General features: G+C 31.4%; 18 protein-coding genes. 16 read left to right on the forward strand and 2 right to left on the reverse strand.

What is annotated here, in order from left to right; translation table 11 throughout:
* Positions 1-52: 52 nt before the first annotated feature.
* Positions 53-919: a hypothetical protein gene (locus JHL18_RS23780; protein WP_200273941.1), complete on the reverse strand. Its 867-nt coding sequence runs from the start codon at positions 917-919 to the stop codon at positions 53-55.
* Positions 920-1087: 168 nt separating this feature from the next.
* On the opposite strand from JHL18_RS23780, the gene JHL18_RS23785 reads away from it, so the two are divergent.
* The 6 genes from JHL18_RS23785 to JHL18_RS23810 all read left to right on the forward strand — a co-directional run bounded on the left by JHL18_RS23785 (position 1088) and on the right by JHL18_RS23810 (position 8046).
* Positions 1088-2941 carry a tetratricopeptide repeat protein gene (locus tag JHL18_RS23785; RefSeq protein ID WP_200273943.1) on the forward strand — a complete coding sequence of 618 codons (1854 nt, stop codon included), beginning with the start codon at positions 1088-1090 and terminating at the stop codon, positions 2939-2941.
* A gap of 232 nt (positions 2942-3173) precedes the next feature.
* Positions 3174-4151 (forward strand): mannose-6-phosphate isomerase, class I, encoded by a 978-nt coding sequence (manA, locus tag JHL18_RS23790; protein WP_200273945.1) that lies wholly within the window; start codon positions 3174-3176, stop codon positions 4149-4151.
* Positions 4152-4371: 220 nt separating this feature from the next.
* Complete coding sequence (locus JHL18_RS23795; RefSeq protein ID WP_200273947.1) at positions 4372-5220, forward strand: undecaprenyl-diphosphate phosphatase; 849 nt, start codon at positions 4372-4374, stop codon at positions 5218-5220.
* A 207-nt stretch (positions 5221-5427) separates the two neighbouring features.
* On the forward strand, positions 5428-5871 hold the full coding sequence (locus tag JHL18_RS23800) for a hypothetical protein (RefSeq protein WP_200273949.1): 444 nt from the start codon (positions 5428-5430) through the stop codon (positions 5869-5871).
* 153 nt (positions 5872-6024) lie between these two features.
* Entirely contained in the window at positions 6025-7122 is a 1098-nt protein-coding gene (locus JHL18_RS23805) for a 6-phosphofructokinase (protein ID WP_200273951.1), read from the forward strand.
* 144 nt (positions 7123-7266) lie between these two features.
* The gene (locus tag JHL18_RS23810) at positions 7267-8046 is read left to right on the forward strand and encodes a serine hydrolase (protein ID WP_200273953.1); all 780 of its coding nucleotides are present in this window, start codon (positions 7267-7269) and stop codon (positions 8044-8046) included.
* 278 nt (positions 8047-8324) lie between these two features.
* On the opposite strand, the gene adhE is transcribed toward JHL18_RS23810, so the two are convergent.
* Entirely contained in the window at positions 8325-10931 is a 2607-nt protein-coding gene (gene adhE, locus JHL18_RS23815) for a bifunctional acetaldehyde-CoA/alcohol dehydrogenase (protein WP_200273955.1), read from the reverse strand.
* A gap of 487 nt (positions 10932-11418) precedes the next feature.
* Here adhE and JHL18_RS23820 point away from each other — a divergent pair, with 487 nt between their 5' ends.
* The 10 genes from JHL18_RS23820 to rpiB all read left to right on the forward strand — a co-directional run bounded on the left by JHL18_RS23820 (position 11419) and on the right by rpiB (position 21763).
* Entirely contained in the window at positions 11419-14352 is a 2934-nt protein-coding gene (locus JHL18_RS23820; protein WP_200273957.1) for a sigma 54-interacting transcriptional regulator, read from the forward strand.
* Between the two features lie 75 nt (positions 14353-14427).
* A complete protein-coding gene (locus tag JHL18_RS23825) occupies positions 14428-14889 on the forward strand; it encodes a PTS sugar transporter subunit IIA (protein WP_200273959.1) in 462 nt (153 codons plus the stop codon).
* 36 nt (positions 14890-14925) lie between these two features.
* Positions 14926-15204 carry a PTS sugar transporter subunit IIB gene (locus tag JHL18_RS23830; RefSeq protein ID WP_200273961.1) on the forward strand — a complete coding sequence of 93 codons (279 nt, stop codon included), beginning with the start codon at positions 14926-14928 and terminating at the stop codon, positions 15202-15204.
* A gap of 82 nt (positions 15205-15286) precedes the next feature.
* On the forward strand, positions 15287-16558 hold the full coding sequence (locus JHL18_RS23835; protein ID WP_200273963.1) for a PTS galactitol transporter subunit IIC: 1272 nt from the start codon (positions 15287-15289) through the stop codon (positions 16556-16558).
* A gap of 51 nt (positions 16559-16609) precedes the next feature.
* Positions 16610-17650: a galactitol-1-phosphate 5-dehydrogenase gene (locus JHL18_RS23840; RefSeq protein ID WP_200273965.1), complete on the forward strand. Its 1041-nt coding sequence runs from the start codon at positions 16610-16612 to the stop codon at positions 17648-17650.
* Between the two features lie 15 nt (positions 17651-17665).
* Positions 17666-18697 carry an alcohol dehydrogenase catalytic domain-containing protein gene (locus tag JHL18_RS23845; protein WP_200273967.1) on the forward strand — a complete coding sequence of 344 codons (1032 nt, stop codon included), beginning with the start codon at positions 17666-17668 and terminating at the stop codon, positions 18695-18697.
* Positions 18698-18718: 21 nt separating this feature from the next.
* On the forward strand, positions 18719-19537 hold the full coding sequence (locus tag JHL18_RS23850) for a transketolase (RefSeq protein WP_200273969.1): 819 nt from the start codon (positions 18719-18721) through the stop codon (positions 19535-19537).
* Positions 19533-20468: a transketolase C-terminal domain-containing protein gene (locus JHL18_RS23855; protein WP_200274368.1), complete on the forward strand. Its 936-nt coding sequence runs from the start codon at positions 19533-19535 to the stop codon at positions 20466-20468. Before JHL18_RS23850 ends, JHL18_RS23855 begins: the two co-directional genes overlap by 5 nt.
* Positions 20469-20512: 44 nt before the next feature.
* Complete coding sequence (gene rpe / locus JHL18_RS23860; RefSeq protein WP_200273971.1) at positions 20513-21184, forward strand: ribulose-phosphate 3-epimerase; 672 nt, start codon at positions 20513-20515, stop codon at positions 21182-21184.
* Between the two features lie 132 nt (positions 21185-21316).
* Positions 21317-21763, forward strand: a complete 447-nt coding sequence (rpiB, locus tag JHL18_RS23865; protein WP_200273973.1) for a ribose 5-phosphate isomerase B — start codon at positions 21317-21319, stop codon at positions 21761-21763.
* The last annotated feature ends 39 nt before the right edge of the window (positions 21764-21802 follow it).

Genomic DNA, 21802 nt, shown 5'->3' on the forward strand with positions numbered 1-21802 from the left:
AAGACACCACCTTTATAATTAATTATATACTTATGAAATGATTACTAATCAATTAGTAATCAATATAGTTGAACTTTTCGCTAATCTTAAATGGAATGTTATAAGACCTGTCATTTAAATCTTTAATTACAGAATCTCTTTTTTCGTAATCAGTTATTATAAGCTTTATACCTATAGATACTGAATGGTTCTTATAAAATATAAAAGAAAATTGGGGTATATAGTTAATTTCTGTATTGTTACAATTATTGACAAAAACAGTCTTGTTTATAAGCTTAAATTTATATTTATCATAGCTACTTGTTAGAACTAAATTTGCTCCAGTTCTTGAAAGAACCTTTATATATTCATCCTTTAATGGTTTGGATGAATCGACATAAATTACAACTGGTAAGTTGTTTTTTTTCAAATCTTCAACGGCATTCATCATCCTATTGAAATTATCGGTAGATTCATTGTCAACGTCTATATAGATAAAGTTAATTCTTTTACCCTGATAATTTGCTTGAAAATATGATTTAGATGAACAAAGGTTAACTCCAAGTTTAGAAAAGATACCAAACTGGTTATCTTTTGCAAAAATCAAGTTTACGGCTTTATCATTCACGAATTTTTTTAGGAAATCAATATCTACGTCTTCAGACTTATCTAAATATCCAAATGTTAAATCGCTGGTAGATAGAAGAGTAGATACAAGTTGAAGATTCTTTGTTATTGGCACAGGAGTTAAATATATTTCATTAACCTCGCCACTGTTTTTATCTTTTTTATATTCAATTTTATTAGCAGTATTATTAAACAAGATGCTATTCATTGTTAAGTTTATATTTGGAACATAGAAGTATACTATGATTCCAATAATAGCAAAAAGTAAGAATAGCAATGTTAAATCAACAAGTCTTTTCTTGGAAAAGTGCATTTTAATCACAACCTACCCTATAAACTAAAATATAGTATATCACAATATTAATTTTGCACCAATATATAAATGCCAATTGAGTTTAATCAATTTAAATATAATGATGAAAGTAGATTTTTTTTAGTGTTTTTGCTAGAATAAGAAGAGAATTTAAAATTTGGAGGAATTATGAGTAAGTTTACTGAATCCCTAAAAAATATTTTTGACAACGTTTTAACTGGTTTAAGAAAGTTAGATTTAAGTTTTATTAAAAAGTTTTACAAGAATAAATTAATTCCCATGTTATCAAGTATAAGAAAAATAGATTTAAAAAATTTAAACTTTAAAGATAGAAAAGTTAAAATAGCAGCAATAATAATAGCAGCCATAGTAGTTATCGCTGCTCCAACTTCATATTATTTTTATAGACAAGCTCAAGACCAGACTGTAAAGATAGCTACAAATAAAGCTGAGCAGTATTTCTATAAAAATGAATATGGAAAAGCAATAGAGGAGTATAACAAACTTAATGAGAAGGAAACATGGCCTCTTTGGGATGTAAAAATAGCTGAAATTTATTCGGTTCAAGGAAATATTGAAAAATCAAGAGAGGTACTTCAAAGTTCTTTAGATAAGAGAAAAAGATACATAGAAAAGAATGGCGAAAAAAAGAAGGACTTTAAAGAAAAAGATGAAGCTCTCCTTAATTACATAGTTTTTACTGATTTTATGAATAAAGATTTTGACGAGGCATTAAAACAAGGAGAATTAGCTTTATCCAAATATAAAGACTATAAGCCCTTGATAAAAACTATGTTTTCTACCTACATGTCAAACAATAAGGTTGATAAAGCAAAGACTTTAATTGATACATATCCAGTAGATGAAAAATCTGCGTATGATATGGCTGACTACTCAAGAATGAAAATCCTTGTTGATAAATGGGATGATGGATTTAAATATCTTGAAAAGGCTTGGAATTTAGATAAAGATGAATATAAAGTTTACGATGTTCTTGCGCAGATTTCATCATACAATAGAGATACATTACTAGAAAAGCTAATAGCATTAAAAGAAAAGAATAAAGATAATGTGGCATACAACATGTGGTTAGCAAAAGTATATTCTATGACTAATGAAACTGCTGAAGATGCTATTAAGTCTTTAGATTCAATGAAGGACAAGGATACCGGGAAAATTGTAGTTAATCTAATAAGAGCTTCAGCTCTCCAAGATACAAATAAAACAAAGGAAGCTGATGAGCTACTTGACAAAGTTATTGATAGTAATAAAGAAGATTATAGAGTTTATCACACAGCTGGATGGTACTATCTAGACAAAGGTGATTATAAAAAGGCACTAGAGTATTGTAACAATAGTATTTTGAAGAATAAGGATTACCCTGATAATTATGGTTTCCTAATGCCCGAAATTCTAAAGAAAATGAATAAAAATAAAGAAGCAGAACCTTTCTTTAGAACAGCATTGCTTAAAGAACCATATAATTATAATATACTTTTAAACATAGCTAATTATTATTGGTATACAGAACAAGATCTAAGTAAAGCATATGAGTTTTTCTATAAAGCTTCACTAATAAAACCTAATGATAGTGAAATAGTTTATAATATGGCTATCATAAAACTTAAGCAAGATAAAAAGGATGATTGTGTAGAATTGCTTAGAAAAGCAATTACATTAAACGAATCTGAACCAAAGTATCATAGAACTCTTGGGACTATATACTTAGGAGATAATAAAAACACAGATGCTATAAAAGAAATAAGATTTGCTTATGCAGCAGACAAAAATGATATTCTTACTTTAAATAATGCTGGCTGTTTCTATATTTCTATAAATGGAGATCTTGAAAGAGGTATGGTTAATTTGAAGGCTGCGTATACTGGAATATTAGAGTCAACTGACGAATATACTAAAAAAACAATTACTGAAAATTATGAAAAAGCAAAAAAGGTTTATGATGATTATAATAAGGAAGATGGTTCTAGTATAAAGGTTCCAGACTTTACATTGTTTTATTAATTTATTATATAAAGCATAGCATGACATTGAAATCTTTGTTTTAAAACTTGTATATACAAAACTAGCACTTTTCAATATTATAATATATCATTTATTTATTAAAGATGTAACAGTTCGAACCTAAATCTATTTTTAAAACTCTCACGGTTTCTGGTGAGAGAATTTAAAAATAATAAATTTTATTACGAAGTGGTACATCAATATATTAAGTAATACAAAGGAGGAATACTTTATGTATCCAATTATTTTTGACAATATCTATTATGATAAGATATGGGGAGGAAGAGATTTCGAACTTTTTAGAAATAATCTTCCAGAAGGAGAAATAGGTGAAAGCTGGGATATAGCATGCCATCCAAATGGAACAGGTATAGTTTCCAATGGTGAATATAAAGGAACTTCTTTTAAGGAACTTATTGAAAGATTGGGAAGCGAATTAGTTGGTACTAAAATCGATAAGGAGAGATTTCCTCTTTTAGTTAAACTTATAAATGCCAAAGATAAACTTTCTGTTCAAGTTCATCCAGATGATGAATATGGTTTGAGAGTTGAAGGGGATTTAGGAAAGACTGAATGCTGGTATGTACTTGAAGCTTTTGAAGGAGCTAATTTAGTTGTAGGAACTAAAAATTGTACAAAAGAACAATTTGTTAATGCGATTAACACTGGGAACTTTGATGAATACTTAAACAAGATTGAAGTTAAGAAAGGCGACTTTTTCTTTGTTAAAAGCGGACTAGTTCATGCTATAGGAGAAGGTGTAGTAATAGCTGAAATACAACAAAATAGTGATACAACTTATAGAGTGTACGATTATAATAGAGGAAGAGAAATTCATGTTGAAAAGGCTTTGGATGTTATTGATTTCAGCTTAAAGGGTGAAAACAGTAACGGATTAAAAGTAGATTTGGACGGGGTTTCTAAGACCTACTTAGCTCTTTGCGATTATTTTACTATAATAAAGTACGATGTGGAGAAGTCAGTAAAGGAATCCAGTGACGCAGAAAGATTCTACATATTTACTTGTGTAGAAGGTAAAGGTACAATTAAGTACTCAGCTGGTGAAGTTTCTGTTAAAAAAGGTGACAGCGTATTTATTCCTGCAAATCTTGGAGAATACGAAATTTCAGGAAGTATTTCATTATTAAAGAGCTTTGTACCAGATGTAGCAAAGGTTGAAGGTGAAATACTAGAAGTAGTTAAAAAATAGAGATCATAGAGTTTAGAGTTATTGATTCCAGGAGTAAAGAATTGATAGGGCTTAGCTTCAAGTTTTAGCTTTATCTCTTCATTAATCTTGGAATTTTTTGTTCATATATGAAAGTTCACAATAATGTAAACTAAATTTAATTAATTTTTAATGGACAAAGTAACTACCAAATTTTATAATTAAGTGGTATGTCAAATAACAAGTGAAAGAGAGTGAGCTTATGGCGTTAGATTTTTTATTTATTTTTAAAGCTATAATAATTGCGATAGTAGAAGGAATAACTGAATTCATTCCGGTTTCATCTACTGGGCATATGATAATAGTTGGTGAATTGATTAATTTTAAAGATAGTGAATTTATAAAGATGTTTGAGATAGTAATACAACTTGGAGCTATACTTGCAGTAGTTGTGTTATATTGGAATAAGATCTGGACTATGATAAAGTCTTTCTTCAAGTTTGAGCAGAAAGGAATTAAGTTTTGGCTAGTAATAATAGTTGGAACAATTCCAGCGGTAATTTTTGGATTAGCGCTTGATGATATAATTGATAAGTATTTATTTAGTTATAAAACTGTTGCAGTTGGATTTATTGTAGGTGGTATTCTATTAATATTGATTGAAAATAACTTTAGAAAAAAGACAAGGCGTTTAAAATATTCAAATAACCTAAATATTGAAGAAATAACATATGGTCAAGCTATAAAGGTTGGATTGTTTCAGTGTTTAGCAATGTGGCCAGGTATGTCAAGAAGTGCGTCTACAATAATGGGAGGTTGGATTTCAGGGTTAAGTACTCCTCTTGCTGCTGAATTTTCATTTTTCTTAGCAATTCCTGCAATGATAGGAGCATCTGGCTTAAAGCTTAGAAAATTCGATTATTCAACTATTACAAATACAGAAGTTATTTCTCTTGTATTAGGATTTATAGTAGCGTTTATAGTAGCACTTGTTGTAATTGATGGTTTTATTGCTTTCTTAAAGAAAAAACCAATGAGAGTATTTGCTATATACAGAATATTTGCAGGTGTAGTACTTGTTGCGTTGATGTTAACAAAGGTAATAAAATAAAATATATATAATAATTTTTAATAACAAAAGATTTAACACAAAAGATGATTTAATATTTGTGTTAAGTCTTTATTTTTTTGTACTAAACTTATTATTCTGAGATTATATATAAAGATACCTATTTTAAAAATTTCCTCTTTTGTTATTGAATCTTTGAATGTTTATTATTTATTAAGAGAACAATATTATAAAAAGGAGGAGTGAAATATGTCTGTTAGTGATAAAGTCAAAAAGATACTTGCAGAGAAAAAATGGAGTGAAAATGATTTAGATGTATCATGGGTGCAGCTAAGTAAATTACTTGTAATTAAAAATCAACTTATTGTTATAATTAAGGGCAATACTATTGACGAGCCAGTTTGGGCAAAAGTAGAAAATTTGAAGGAAATGAATGGGGAATTAATATTATATTACGATGGTGAATTTGAGACAGTACTAACAAAGGACGAATATGATGAATACAAAGAATATATAAGTGAAGATGAATGGGAAGCTATATTTTCTGTAGATAGTCTCAAGAAATTGTCAGAAATGAATATGATTGACGACAAGGGTTTTTATTTACAAATGCATGCAAATATGAGTAAAACAGAGAATAATGGAGATATGCTAAAATATGAAGAGGTATATAAAGAATTAATGATGAAATAAATTTAATTTTGAGAATATTTTATAAAATTTTCAATATTAAAAAAATATACTTTTCACAAAGATTTTAATGTGATATCATTAAATAGAAATTAATGTACACATTTACACAAAAATATATAAAAGAATGAACATTCGGGTAGAGGGGGATATGAGATGGCAGAAAAAGTAAAAAAAATCGCATTATTAACTGGTGGAGGAGATTGCCCAGGGCTAAACGCAGTGATAAGGGCAGTTACTAGAACTGCTATATTACAGTATGGTTATGAGGTTTATGGTTACAAGTTTGGATATAGGGGTCTTTATAATAATGATTTAGTCCCTCTAACACTTGAGTCAGTATCTGGAATTCTTCATAGAGGAGGTACTATTTTATATAGTTCTAACAAAGATAATCTATTTGATTATCAAGTTGAAGAAGATGGAAAGATTGTGAAAAAAGATGTATCTGATGTTGGAGTTGAAAACTTGAAAAAAGAAGGCATAGATACATTAGTAGTAATTGGTGGAGATGGTACTCTTACTTCTGCAAGAGATTTTGCAAGAAAGGGTGTTAATGTTATAGGTGTTCCAAAAACAATTGATAATGACTTAGAAGCTACAGATGTAACTTTTGGATTTAATACTGCAATTGAAATTGCAACTGAAGCTCTTGATAGATTGCATACTACTGCTGAATCACATCATAGAATAATGCTTTTAGAAGTAATGGGAAGAAATGCAGGTTGGATAGCTTTAGAATCAGGAATTGCTGGTTCTGCTGATGTTATATTAATACCTGAGATTCCATATGATATTAATAAAATAGTAGATAAAATAAGGCAAAGAGAATCTGAAGGTAAACCATTCTCAATAATCGTAGTAGCTGAAGGTGCTAAGCCATTAAATGGTGAGGTAGTTGTTTCTAAAGTAGTTGCTGATTCACCAGATCCAATAAGACTTGGTGGAATTGCAAATAAATTAGCAATAGATTTAGAAAACTTAATAAAAAATCATGAAGTAAGAAGTACTGTTCTTGGACATATACAAAGAGGTGGAAATACTTCTACTTATGATAGAATATTATCAACTAGATATGGTGTAGCTGCTGTTGAATTGATTAATGAAGGAAAGTTCGGAAATATGGTTTGCTTAAAAGGTGATACTATTTCTTATGAAAGCTTAGAAAATGTTATTGGAAAGACTAAGGATGTAAATCCAGATGGAGAACTAGTAACTGTTGCTAAAAAAATAGGAATTTCCTTTGGCGATTAATATCAAAAGCACTAATTCATATGAATTAGTGCTTTTATAAAGCTTAAAGTAGAAATAATAAGAATATTTATAAAATACTTCTAAATATTCTGAAAATATGCTATAATTAGTATAGACATCAAACATAGAAAGCTGGAGGGTATTATGAAGGAGATAAAAAAATATTTAGAGACAAGGATCGGAACATATGGATTTTTCTTCGAGGATTTGGTGAGTGGTTATACTTATGGTTATAATGAAAACGTTAAGATGACAGCGGCTGGGTGTATGAAATTACCAATTGCTATAGCTTTAATTAAAGAAGTTGAGCTTGAGAAACTTAACTTTTTGGATAAAATAAAGATAGAAAAACAAGATAAAGTTTATGGCACCGGAATTATTCATGAATTTAATGATAGAGACTATACAGTGTTTGAACTTTTAGTTGCAATGCTTATACAAAGCGATAATACTGCTGCAAATAAGATAATTGATATCATTGGAATGGACAGAATAAATGAAATATTAAGAGAAATGGACTTAAAGAATACTGAACTTAATAGGAAAACTACTGATGAGAGACACAAACACTCTGATGTAGAAAATATGACTAGTGCATATGATTTATCTCTTCTATGGAAGCATCTTTATAAAGCTACTTATTTGAGTAAAGAAAATAGCACAATGCTTGTAGATATCTTGAGAAGACAGCAAATAAAAAATAAATTAGCACTTTATATTCCAGAAGATTTAAAATATGATATTTCAAGTAAAACTGGAGATAAGAGTGGTGTTGAAAATGATACTGAGCTTATAGAATTAAACAAAGGTAGCTTTGCATTTTCAGTATTGTCTATGGATATACCAAACAGTGTTTACGGAACAATAACTCTTGCCAAATGTGGTAAGATGATGTGGGATAACTTAATGAATAATTGGCATTGAGCCTTAAGCTCTTGATAACTCCTAGGTTTCTAGGAGTTATAATTTTGCTAAAATATAGATGAACCACTTCATAATTGGATTTATATTTTCAAATTCTCCACTCAGAACCCAGAGGAGTTTTGAAAATAGATTTCGGATTGAAGTGGTTCATCTTTATAAATAATACATATAAAGAAATCAGTAAATCAACTTAAATTGTTGATTTACTGATTTTGTATTATAAGGAGAATTGTAAGTGAGCAATTAATGCATTGTTTAGTCTTTGCAGATAAGATGAACTATTTTGAAGAATTAGGTACCTTAGCTTCTTCAAATGCATTTATATACATTTCTTTAATTTCGCTTATTAATGGATATCTTGGGTTTGCACCAGTGCATTGATCATCAAAAGCTTGTTCGCACATATCATCTAAATTTCTATAGAAGGCAACTTCTGAAACTCCAGTCTCTTTAATAGACATTGGAATATTAATTTTCAATTTTAGATTATCTATTGCATTTATTAATAATTGAAGCTTTTCATCTTCAGTGTTTCCTCCAAGCTTTACATGATCTGCTATATTAGCATATCTGCTCTTTATATTTGGATACTTGTATTGTGGGAAACCAGCTTGTTTTTTTGGATTGTCAACAGCATTAAACTTAATAACTTCATTAATTAATAAAGCATTTGCAATTCCATGTGGTATATGATGTTCTGCTCCAAGCTTATGAGCCATTGAATGGCAAACGCCTAAGAATGCATTTGCAAAAGCCATACCAGCCATTGTGGAAGCGTGAGCCATTTTTTCTCTAGCTTTTATATTTGTTGTACCTTCGTTGTATGCAGCTGGTAGATACTTGAATATTAATCTAATTGCTTCTAAAGCAAGCCCGTTTGTATATTCTGATGCTTGTATAGAAGTATAAGCTTCAATTGCATGTGTTAATGCATCTATTCCAGAAGCGGCAGTTAAACCTCTAGGCATATTCATCATAAGTTCTGCATCTATTATTGACATATCAGGAGTTAGTTCGTAATCAGCAAGTGGATATTTTATGCCAGATTTTTCATCAGTAATAACGGCGAATGGAGTAACCTCAGAGCCTGTACCAGCTGAAGTTGCTATAGCCACCATCATTGCTTTAGTTCCTAACTTAGGGAATGGGCATATTCTCTTTCTTATGTCCATAAATCTCATAGCAACATCTTCAAATTTTATCTCTGGATGTTCGTATAAAACTCTCATTATTTTAGCTGCATCCATAGGGGAACCACCACCAAGAGCTATAACCACGTCTGGCTCATAGCTTAGCATTTCTTTAGCGCCTTTTATTGCAGTAGAAAGAGTTGGATCAGGTTCTACTTCAGTAAATACTTTATAATCAACACCTATTTCTGATAAAACTGATGTTACTTTATCAGTATATCCTAGATCGTTTAGTATTTTATCAGTAACTATGAATGCCTTCTTCTTATTCATGTCTTTTAGTTCTCTAATAGCAAAAGGTAAAGAACCGTATTTAAAATAAATTTTTTGAGGAACCTTAAACCAAAGCATGTTTTCTCTCCTTTCAGCCACGTTCTTAATGTTTAATAAATGCTTAGGACCTATATTGTCTGATACAGAATTTCCACCCCAAGGACCACAGCCAAGTGTTAGAGAAGGAGTTAATCTAAAGTTAAACACATCTCCCATAGCTCCATGAGTTGCTGGTACGTTTATAAGAGTTCTTACTGTCTTCATAGCAAAGGTGAATTTATCAACCTTTTCTTGTTGAGTTAAAGTATCGATATATAGTATTGAGGTATGTCCAAGACCACCTTGTTCTATAAGATACTCAGCCTTTTCTACTGCTTCATCGAAGGTTTGTACTTTATAAAGAGCAAGAATTGGAGAAAGTTTTTCGTGAGCAAAAGGTTCGGAAAAATCTACCGATTCAGTTTCAACTACTAAAACTCTTGTGTTTTCAGGAACTTTAATTTCTGCTAGTTCAGCTATCTTTATAGCAGATTGACCTACAATATTAGGATTGATGTTTCCATTTACCAGTAATATTTTTCTTAATTTATCAGCCTCAGAAGTCTTTAGTACATAGCCACCACGGTCTGAAAATTCGTTTCTTACCTCATCATATATTGAGTCAAGAACTAAAACAGATTGTTCGGACGCACAGATAACACCGTTGTCGAAAGATTTTGATAATAATATGGAGCTGACAGCCATTTTTATATGTGCGCTTTCATCTATAATAGCAGGAGTATTACCAGCTCCAACTCCAATAGCAGGTTTTCCTGAAGAGTAAGCAGCCTTCACCATAGCAGGACCACCAGTGGCTAATATCATATCTGCTTCTCTCATTACGGTTTGAGAAAGTTCTATACTTGGCTCGTCTATCCAACCTATTATTCCTTCTGGTGCACCAGCTTTAACTGCTGCATCTAAAACAATTCGTGCAGCTTCAATAGTGGCATTTTTTGCTCTAGGATGTGGTGAGAAAACAATTCCGTTTCTTGTTTTCAAAGCAATTAAAGCTTTGAAAATTGCAGTAGAAGTAGGATTTGTAGTTGGAATAACAGCAGCTATTACTCCGATTGGTGCTGCAATTCTCTTAAAACCAGCAGCTTCATCGTACTCAATAACCCCACAAGTTTTTTCGTCTTTGTATTTGTTGTATATATATTCAGCTGCAAAATGGTTTTTCATAACTTTATCTTCAAGAACTCCCATTCTGCTTTCAGAAACTGCCATCTTAGCTAATTTGATTCTTGCATTATTTGCAGCGATTGCTGCGCTTCTAAATATCTCGTCTACTTTTTCTTGGGAGTAAGTGGCAAATATTTTTTGTGCTTTTCTTACCTCGTCGAGTTTTTTTAATAGATCTTCATTGTTTACAACTTTCATTATAGATCCCCTCTTTCAAAAAAGTTTGTTAAAAATTTAATTATCATGTTAATAATATAACAAACTTTTTTATAAGGCAAGTAGAATTTTTAGAAAATTCAAGAAAAATATTTTATTAATACCAACTTGTTTAGTTATAATAACCAAAAATGCATATAAAAAAAGTAATAATAGACAATGATATATGTTATAATACACAAATAAGGTTTAGATTAAGCAAGTATGGATTGTCAAACAATTAACCCAATGTTGGTTTATAATGTATTGGCACAGTTATTGCTTAAATTATAATATGGCATAAATTGTTTTATTACATAATTAGTTTCTTATTATTACAAATTTACCAAACCAATATTGAACTAAAATCATAACTAAATATGCCAGTTTGCTGATAAAATAAAAATACATATATTTAAAGTAAAAATTAGAGATGAGGTGTAATAAAGTCTGTCATTCTTAGTAGAGAAATGTATTGGAGGAGTAATTTATGGACAAATTGATTGAAATTATTAAAACTGAGGATAAAAAGAATCCATATACTGATCAAGAACTTAGTGAAATGCTATGTATGCCAAGAGCAAAGATTATTGCTGAAAGAAATAAACTAAATATTCCAGATTCAAGGGATAGAAGAAAAGATATATTATTAAAGGATCTAAAAGAAATTTTAAAAATACATCCTAATGCATCTGAGAGAAAACTAACAGAGTTAATGGTTGAAAGAGGATACGAAATTTCTAGAAACATAATATCTAGAGTGATGAAAGATAATGTTGAAGAATTGATACAAGTTGAAAAAGAGATAATAAATGCTGGAGAATTTATTGAGAAACAAACTAATAGAAGAGATACTTGTTTTAATAGATTAATAGGAGTCAATGGAAGTCTTAAGAACAAGATTGACTTAGCTAAGGCAGCAATATTATACCCTCCTCACGGGCTTCATACACTTATTTATGGGGGCACGGGAGTTGGAAAAAGTGAACTTGCAGAATGCATGTATGAATTTGCTATTCATAGCAAGGCCAAGCCTAAAGACGCTCCGCTGGTCATATTTAACTGTGCAGATTATGCTGAAAATGCTAATTTGCTTATATCTCAACTATTTGGTGTAGTAAAAGGAGCCTATACTGGAGCAAACGCAGATAGAGAAGGATTAGTTGATAAAGCTGATGGTGGAATACTGTTTTTAGATGAAATACACAGACTGCCGCCTGAAGGACAAGAAATATTATTTTATCTTATAGATAAAGGTAAATATAGAAGACTTGGAGAGACAAATACTGAAAGAAACGTAAACGTTTTAATTTTAGCAGCTACTACAGAAAACCCAGAGTCTAATCTACTATTAACCTTTAGAAGAAGAATTCCTATGCTTATTGAACTTCCTAAGTTAAATGATAGACCTTTATCGGAGAGACTAGAAATAATAATTATGTTTCTAATAAGAGAAGCCAATAGAATAAATAAAAACCTTGTGGTTTCAAAAGATGTACTAATGAGCCTAATGTTATATAACTGTCAAGGAAATATTGGACAATTAAAAAGTGATATTCAAGTAATATGTGCTAAGAGTTATGTAAAATATATGTCTAAAAATACTGATGAAGTATTAATAGAAATGGAAGATTTAAATAATTTCATTAAAAGTCCATTTTTAAAAGGTGGAGCAATTAATAAAACTTTAATGAACTTAGTTACGGATGATTTATATATAGATATAAAAAATATGGAGAGTTCTAAGAGTAAAATAAATGAATATGTCAATGAAAATGAGATTTATCAGTACATTGAAAATGAATTCCAATTACTTGAAAAGCAGGGGTTAAAGGTTGAAGAAATTGATGAAATTCTTCATGAAAAGGTAGAAGACAAGCTTGGTAAGATAATGAACAACAAGAATATAGCCAAGTTACTTAATATTAATGAACTTAAAACCATCGTTATGCCAGAAGTGATAGATATTACAGAAGGTATACTTGAGCTTGTAAGAGGAAAATACAAAGTTATCAATAAAGGCTTTTTTATAGCATTAGCGATACACATTAATTTTACTATAGAAAGAATTTTGACTGGGAAAAAGATTATAAAATCAAATATTAATAGAAATAAGAACAAATTAACTCAAGAGTTTGAAATTGCGGAAAAGATCAGAAAGATGATTGAAAAAGCTACAAAACTAAAGATACCAGAGGATGAATCCGGATATATAGCTCTATATATTAATAAGTTTTGTTCTGATGAGTTAATTCTAGAACCAAAGGTAAGAGTTATAGTAATTACCCATGGTCATGTAGCAGAAGGTATGGCTGAAGTTGCAAATCAGCTACTCGGAGTAGATGACGCTGTAGGGATTGAGATAGAACTAGATGAATCGCCTGAAGATGCATTGGAAAGAACTATTAGGGTTGTAAAACAAGTTGATGAAGGCAGAGGATGTCTGTTACTCGTAGATATGGGGTCGCTAGGTGGATTTGCTTCAACAGTAGAAAAGGTAACTGGGATTAAAACAAGGACAATTGGTAGAGTGGACACGCTTTTAGCTTTAGAGGCAGTGAGGAAGGCTTCAATTGAAGGAGCTGATTTGGATAATATTGTTGAAGAATTAAACCAATCTAAAATGTATAAAGGAACTTTTAAAGATGAGACATCTAATGATAATTTCTTGAAGAACAGAAAAAAGGCACTAGTGACTGTTTGCTTGACTGGACAGGGAAATGCCTTAAGTATTAAAAAGTTCCTTCAGAATCATCTGAAAAAGATGAATTCTGGAGTTGAGATATTTCCTATAGGATTTATTGACAAGCATGATGTAGAAGATGAAGTAAACAAAATTTCTTCGGAATATGAGATTTTAGCAGTTTGCGGAACTATTAATCCAAAACTAAAAAGAGTACCTTTTATCTCTTATGAAAGTCTTCTTAATGGGCAAGGCATTTTGAGACTAGAAAAGTTAATGGATATATATAGTGAAGTTGAAAAAGAAGAAGAAGTGAAGGAAGGAACACTGGAAGCTTTAATACAGGAAGACTTAATATATTTAGAGCTAGATGCATTATCTAAAGAAGATGTACTCGACAAGATGACGCAAGAACTTGAAAGTAATGGCTATGTAAATAATAAATTTGCTTTAAGTGTATATAAAAGAGAAGGAATGGGTAGTGGCATATTTAATAATAAAGTTGCAATACCTCATGGACTTCCTGAAAATGTTATAAAACCAGTAATTTCTATAGCCAAACTAAAAAATCCAGTTCAGTGGGATGGAGATGTAATGGTAGATTTAGTTTTTATGTTGGCACTAAAAGAAAATAATAGAGAAGAAATTAAAAAGTTGTTTAACATGATAAGAGATGAAAACCTTTTAAATGAGCTGTCTGCGAAGAGTTCAAGTATAGAAGTAAAGAAAATGTTTTCATAAAAACAAAAGGTGCCAAAAACTTGGCACGAAGATTGCTAAGTAATATAGTGACTGGAGTAGGAAAGGAGAATTGAAATGGAGATAAGCAGTTATATTAAGAAAGAATTAATAAAACTAAATTTACCATGTAAAAGTAGAAATGAATTGTTTCAACTGATGCACCAAGAAGCTTATAAGTATGGATATGTTAAAGAAGATTTTTTGCAAGGATTGATGTCTAGAGAAGAAGTTTTCCCAACAGGAATAAAATTATCTAATTATAGTGTAGCCATTCCTCATACTGAAGCAGAGTATGTTAATAATCAGTTTATATCAGTAGTGGTACCAGAAAGACCAATCTGTTTTAAGCAGATGGATGATGAAACTATAGAAACTGAAGTAAGTCTAATTTTCATGTTGGGGTTAAATAAGCCACATAGTCAATTAGAGGCTCTAAAAGAATTAATGAATTTGATTCAACAAGAGGAGGTGATTAATAAAATTATAGCAGCTAAGAATGAAGAAGAAGTAATTAATTTGTTAGATACAATGAATTAAGTAAACGTATAAATAAAAAATTAGGAGGAATTTAATATGAAAAAACGTATATTAGTAGCTTGTGGAGCAGGTATTGCAACTTCAACGGTGGTTTGTGACAGAGTTGAGAATTTAGTAAAAGAACATGGTATAGATGCAGAAATAAGACAATGTAAGATAGCTGAAGTTGGATCATTACAAGACCAGGCAGATTTAATAGTTTCAACTACAATTTTACCAACAACTTATAGTATACCAGCTATTAAAGCAACAGCATATATAACTGGAATTGGTACAGAAAAGTTAGATCAACAAATACTAGATCAACTAAAGTAAAAAGCTTTAAATCTGTCTTTTTATATAAAAGTAAAAAGACAGTTTAAATAAAAATAAAATCTAATTTATGGGGGTATGTATAATGGATAAACTTATGGGAATTGTTCAGTACATCTTAGGAATTGGGCCAACGGCAATATTGCCAATCGCAATCTTAGTAATCGGATTAATATTTGGAACAGGTTTCAAAAAAGCTTTTAAATCAGGAATAATAATTGGTATTGGTTTCGTAGGTATAAATCTAGTAGCTGGTCTTTTAACAGGAACATTAGGACCTGTAGCACAAGACATGGTTTCAAGATTTGGTTTAAATCTAACAGTAATTGATGCTGGATGGCCAGCAGCAGCAGCAGCAGCTTGGGCTTCACCAGTTGCAGCAATATTAATACCAATATGTTTAGGTGTTAACTTAATAATGATTTTCTTTAAATTAACAAACACTCTTGATATTGATATCTGGAACTATTGGCACTTTGTTGCAGCAGGAGCAACTGGATATATAGTAACTGGTAGCTGGTGGTTTGCAATACTTTGTGCAGTATTATATGAAGTTATCGTTCTAATTGTAGCAGATAAAACTGCTCCTATGGTTAAAAACTTCTATGACCTAGATGGTATATCACTTCCAACTGGATCAACTGCAGCTTTTGCACCTTTAGGATATTTAATAGGTAATGTTGTAGAAAAAATACCTGGAATAAGTAAATTACATGCAGATCCTGAATCAATTCAAAAAAGATTTGGTATCTTCGGAGAACCTATGATGATGGGGTTAATACTTGGATGTGTACTTGGTGCACTTGCAGGACAAGATCCAGGAGCTATATTTAAAACAGGTATATCAATGGCCGGTGTTATGCTTTTAATGCCAAGAATGGTAAAGATATTAATGGAAGGTTTAATTCCTATATCAGAAGCAGTTAAAAAGATGCTTCAAAAGAAATATGCAGGAAGAGAATTATATATCGGTATAGATGCAGCTGTATCAGTTGGACATCCATCAGTTATGGCAACTGCATTAATATTAGTTCCTATTACATTATTCTTAGCAGTAATACTACCAGGAAACAAAGTATTACCTTTCGGAGATTTAGCAACTATACCTTTCTATATGGCATTTATCGTTGGATTTAGAAAAGGAAACATAGTTCACTCAGTAATCACTGGAACTATATTAATAGCTATATCACTATTCATGGCTACAAACTTTGCAGATGTTCATACATCAATGATGGCAAATGCAAACTTCCATATGCCAAATGGTGCAACTCAAATTTCAAGTTTAGATATGGGTGGTAACTTATTTAACTGGTTAATATTAAAGTTTGCAGAATTAGCTAAAGCTATATTCTAAAAATTAAAATATATAAAATAATAAAAATAATGAAAGTAGGAGGAGGAAATTATGAAGGCAGCAGTATTGCACTCAGTAGGAGATATAAGGTATGAAAATATCGAAATAAAGCCTTATGGAGATGATGAAGTTAAGATAAAAGTTAAGGCAGCAGGGATATGTGGGTCAGATCCTCCAAGAGCATTAAAGAAATGGAAATATCCTGTACCAGCTATACTAGGACATGAATTTTCAGGTTATATAGTTGAAGTAGGTAAGAATGTTAAAGGTTTTGAAGTTGGAGATAGAGTTGTTGCAGTTCCATTAGAACCATGTCATCAATGTGAGTATTGTAAAAAAGGACAATTTTCACTTTGTGAGAGTTACGATATGCTAGGTGCTACTTCTTTTGGAGGATTTGCAGAATATGCAAATGTAAAAGCAACTAATGTGTTAAAGATAGATGATATTGACTATGAAGAAGCTGCTATGATTGAACCTTTGGCAGTAGCACTACATGGGGTGTTAAATATAAATCCTCAACTTGGGGACACGGTAGCTGTTCTAGGAGCAGGAACTATCGGACAACTTACAATTCAATGGCTTAAAGTATCTGGAGTTGAAAGAATCATTGCTGTAGATATATCAGATAAGAAAATATCTGAGGCTATGAGTTTAGGTGCAGATATCGGAATAAATGCATTAAAAGAAAATCCAGTTGAAAAAATAATGGAATTGACTAATGGATTTGGAGTAGATATCTGTATAGAGTGTGCAGGTTCAAAAATTACTCAAGAACAATGTTTACTTGTTACTAAGAAAAAAGGAAAGATTGGTTATCAAGGTATAGGTCATGCTGGTATTGAGTTATCAGAAGCAGCATTTGAAGGTATTTTTAGAAGAGAATTGACTATCCAAGGTTTCTGGAATTCATATTCTGCACCATTCCCAGGACAAGAATGGTTTAAAAGTATCGAGTATGTAAAACAAAAGAAGATCAAATTAAAACAACTTATATCACATAGATTTTCTCTAGAAGATACAGCAAAAGCTTTCGAAATGATTGGAGAAAGAAAAGAAGAATATAACAAAATAATGATAGTACAAGACTAGAGGGGGGATTTTCAAGTGAAAGCATTAACAAAAACTAAACCAGGTTATGACAACATGGAGTTATTAGACATAGTTGAACCAGTAGCTGAAAAAAACTTAGTTAAAATAAAGGTTGAGTTTAGCGGAATATGTGGTTCAGATCTTCATTCCTTTAAGGGAGAGTATGCTAATATAAAAACTCCAGTAGTTTTAGGTCATGAGTTTTCTGGTGTGGTTGTAGAAGTAGGCTCAGAAGTAAAAAAAGTTAAGGTTGGAGATAGAGTTACAAGTGAAACGACTTTTGAAACTTGTGGGGAATGTGATTTCTGCAAGAGCAAGGATTATAACTTGTGTTCATCAAGAAAAGGAATAGGTACTCAAGTAAATGGTAGTTTTGCTGAATACGTACTTTCAAGAGAAGAAAGTGTTCATGTATTACCAGAGGAAGTATCATCACTTTCAGCATCTTTAACAGAACCGCTTGCTTGCTGTGTACATGCTGCCTTGGAAAAGACAACAGTAGTAAAAGATGATGTAGTTCTAGTTTTTGGTCCAGGACCTATAGGATTACTAGTAAGCCAAGTAGCAAAATCTCAAGGAGCTTATGTAATCTTAGCAGGTGTAACAAAAGATAAAGAAAGAATGAACTTGGCTACTGAACTTGGAATCGACAGAGTAGTGGATATACTACAAGAAGATTTAGAGAAAGTAGTTATGGAAAAAACAAATAATTATGGAGTTAATAAGGCATTTGATTGTTCAGGTGTAATCCATGCGGTTAATCAAGGATTGAAGCTTGTAAAGAAAAAAGGTGACTTTGTTCAAATTGGTATATTTGCAAAAAGCATGAATGAAATGAATCAAGAAGTCATAGTTCAAAGAGAAATAAACTATATAGGCTGTAGATCACAAAAACCAAGCTCATGGGTAACTTCATTAGAATTATTAAAAAATAAAAAAGTAGATACAGAAAAGCTTGTAACTAAGATAGTTCCACTTGATGACTGGAGAGATGGAATCGATGCAGCAATGCAAGGAACTGAAATAAAAGTAGTTATTAGATCTTAATTTGTAGAAGGAAGTGTTGTTATGAATGCAGATTTATTGAAGGTACATTCAGAAAAAATAAGAGAAAAAATATTAGTGATGATAACAGAAGCTCAGTCAGGACATCCAGGTGGATCTTTATCAATAGCTGACATACTTACAGTTTTGTATTTTGAGCAAATGAATGTAAACATTAATGATTTAAGAAATCCAGATAGAGATAGATTCGTTTTAGCAAAGGGTCATGCGGCTCCTGCACTATATGCGACTTTAATGGAAAAAGGAGTAATAGCAGAAGAATGGCTTGGTAAGCTTAGACAAATAAATTCAATATTGCAAGGACATCCAGATATGAAAGCAATCCCAGGGATAGATATGTCAACAGGATCGCTAGGTCAAGGTTTGTCAGCTGCAAATGGAATGGCTTTAGCTGGCAAAGTTATGAGTAAAGAATATAGAGTTTACACAATTTTAGGTGACGGTGAGTGCCAAGAAGGACAGGTTTGGGAAGCAGCAATGGCAGCAGCTCATTATAAATTAGACAATTTAACTGCTTTTCTTGATTTCAATGGTCTACAAATCGATGGTAAAAACTCAGAAGTTATGAACATCAATCCGATAGATGAAAAGTTTAAAGCTTTCGGTTGGAATGTAATATGCATAGATGGACATGATTTTGAACAAATAAACAATGCCATTGAAGAAGCTAAAACTGTAAAAGGAAAACCAACAATGATTATCGCTAAAACTCATAAAGGAAAAGGCGTATCATTTATGGAAGACAATGCAGGATGGCATGGAGTAGCACCAACTAAAGAACAACTAAATGCAGCATTGAAGGAAATCAAGGGAGGTAATTAATATGAAGATGGCTACTAGAGAAGCATACGGTCAAGCTATATCAGAATTAGGAAAAGTTAATGAAAATATAGTAGTGCTAGATGCTGATTTATCTAAATCAACTAAAAGTGCAGATTTTAAAAAGGTTGCACCAGAAAGATTTTTTAATATGGGAATAGCTGAAGCAAACATGGTTGGAACGGCAGCAGGCCTTTCTACTTGTGGACTTATACCATTTGCATCAACTTTTGCGATGTTTGCTGCAGGAAGAGCTTTTGAACAAATTAGAAATTCTGTTGCTTATCCTAAATTAAATGTAAAGATAGTTGCAAGTCATGCAGGTATAACTGTTGGAGAAGATGGAGCGTCTCACCAAGCTATTGAAGATTTATCTTTAATGAGAAGTATTCCTGGTATGGTAGTAATTAATCCTAGTGATGGAGAAGAAACTAAACAAGCTATAAAAGCAGCTGCTGAATACTATGGACCAGTATATATAAGAGTAGGAAGAATGGCTGTAGAAGATATACATCCAAATGGCTGTGACTTTAAGATCGGTAAGGGAGAGTTACTAAGATCTGGAAGCAAAGCAACTATAATTGCAACAGGAATAACTGTTGAAATGGCTTTAGAAGTTAGCAAGGAATTAGAAGTAGATGGTATAGATGTTTCAGTTATCAATATGGCAACATTAAAGCCAATAGATAGTGAATTAATCATATCAGAAGCTAAAAAGACAGGAAAGATAATAACTATAGAAGAACATAGCATAATAGGCGGACTTGGTTCAGCTGTATGTGAAGTTGTTAGTGAACAAAATCTTGCTTCTGTTAAGAGATTAGGAATGAATGATACCTTCGGTCAGTCTGGAAAGCCAAAAGATTTAATGGAATTCTATGGACTAACTAAGGAACATTTAAAAGAAGTAGTTGTAGCAACAATCTTAGGTTAATAAGAATATTAGATTTATAAAATTAAAAAGTGGGGGAGTAAGTTATGGAAACAATAATTTCACCATCATTGTTGTCAGCCAATGCATGTAATTACGGAGAAGACTTTAAGGCTTTTAATAACAAAGAGATCAAATCAATACACATAGACATTATGGATGGTCATTATGTTCCGAATCTATCCTTTGGAATAGACCAAGTAGCAGCACTTAGGAAACTAACAGATATTGAGTTTGATGTTCACTTGATGGTAACAGAACCAGATAAGTTTGTAGAAGCACTAGTGGAAGCTGGAGCAAACAGCATTACAATACATGCTGAAGCAGCACTACATCTGTATAAGAGCATACATTACTTAAAAAGCTTTGGTATAAAAGCAGGAGTAGCAATTAATCCAGCAACACCAATAGGTTGCTTAGAACACATTTATCCAATAGCTAATAGAATATTGGTAATGTCAGTAGAGCCAGGCTTTGGAGGACAATCATTTATACCATTCACCTTAGAAAAGATAAAGGCACTTAATGAAATCAAGAAGAGAAATAATTATGACTTTACGATTCAGGTAGATGGGGGCATTACACTTGGCAACATTAAAGACGTTATTGATTGTGGAGCTAGAGACATTGTCATAGGATCATCACTATTTAAACAAGATTTAGCTGAAAACATAGACTTGTTTAACAAGGTAATTAATGAAATTAAAAACATCCCTTAGCCCCCACAGTGTTAATAAAAAAAAGTAGGAGAATATTGCGAGTATTCTCCTATTCTTTTATAAATTATACTACGAGATTAATGGATTTACAATAATGAAGAATTTAGTAATTAGTGAAAGGTTGATATAGATATGAAAATTGCAATAGGTTGTGATCACGGAGGAATAAATCTAAAAAATAAAATAAGGCAACATTTATTGTCAAAGAATATTGAAGTTCAAGATTGTGGAGCTTTCAATGATGCAAGCGTAGATTACCCTGAATACTGTATTAAAGTGTCAAAAGCAGTAGTATCAAAAGAATGTGAACTTGGAATATTGTGCTGTGGAACTGGAATAGGTATGTCTATAGCAGCAAATAAATTTAAAGGGATAAGAGCAGCTGTTGTAGGAGATACTTTCTCAGCAAAAGCTACTAGAGAGCATAATAATACAAACATATTATGTTTAGGTGAGAGAGTTATTGGAGAAGGTTTAGCTCTTGATATAGTTGATGCTTGGATTAATGCTGAGTTCTTAGGTGGAAGACACAGCAATAGATTGGCTATGATTGACAATATTGAGCGCGGTGAAGTTTAAACTATTTATATTAGAAAAAGTAAGTGTTCTGATTGAAAA

The organism is Clostridium yunnanense (assembly GCF_016595795.1).
Lineage (GTDB): Bacteria > Bacillota > Clostridia > Clostridiales > Clostridiaceae > Clostridium_AR > Clostridium_AR yunnanense.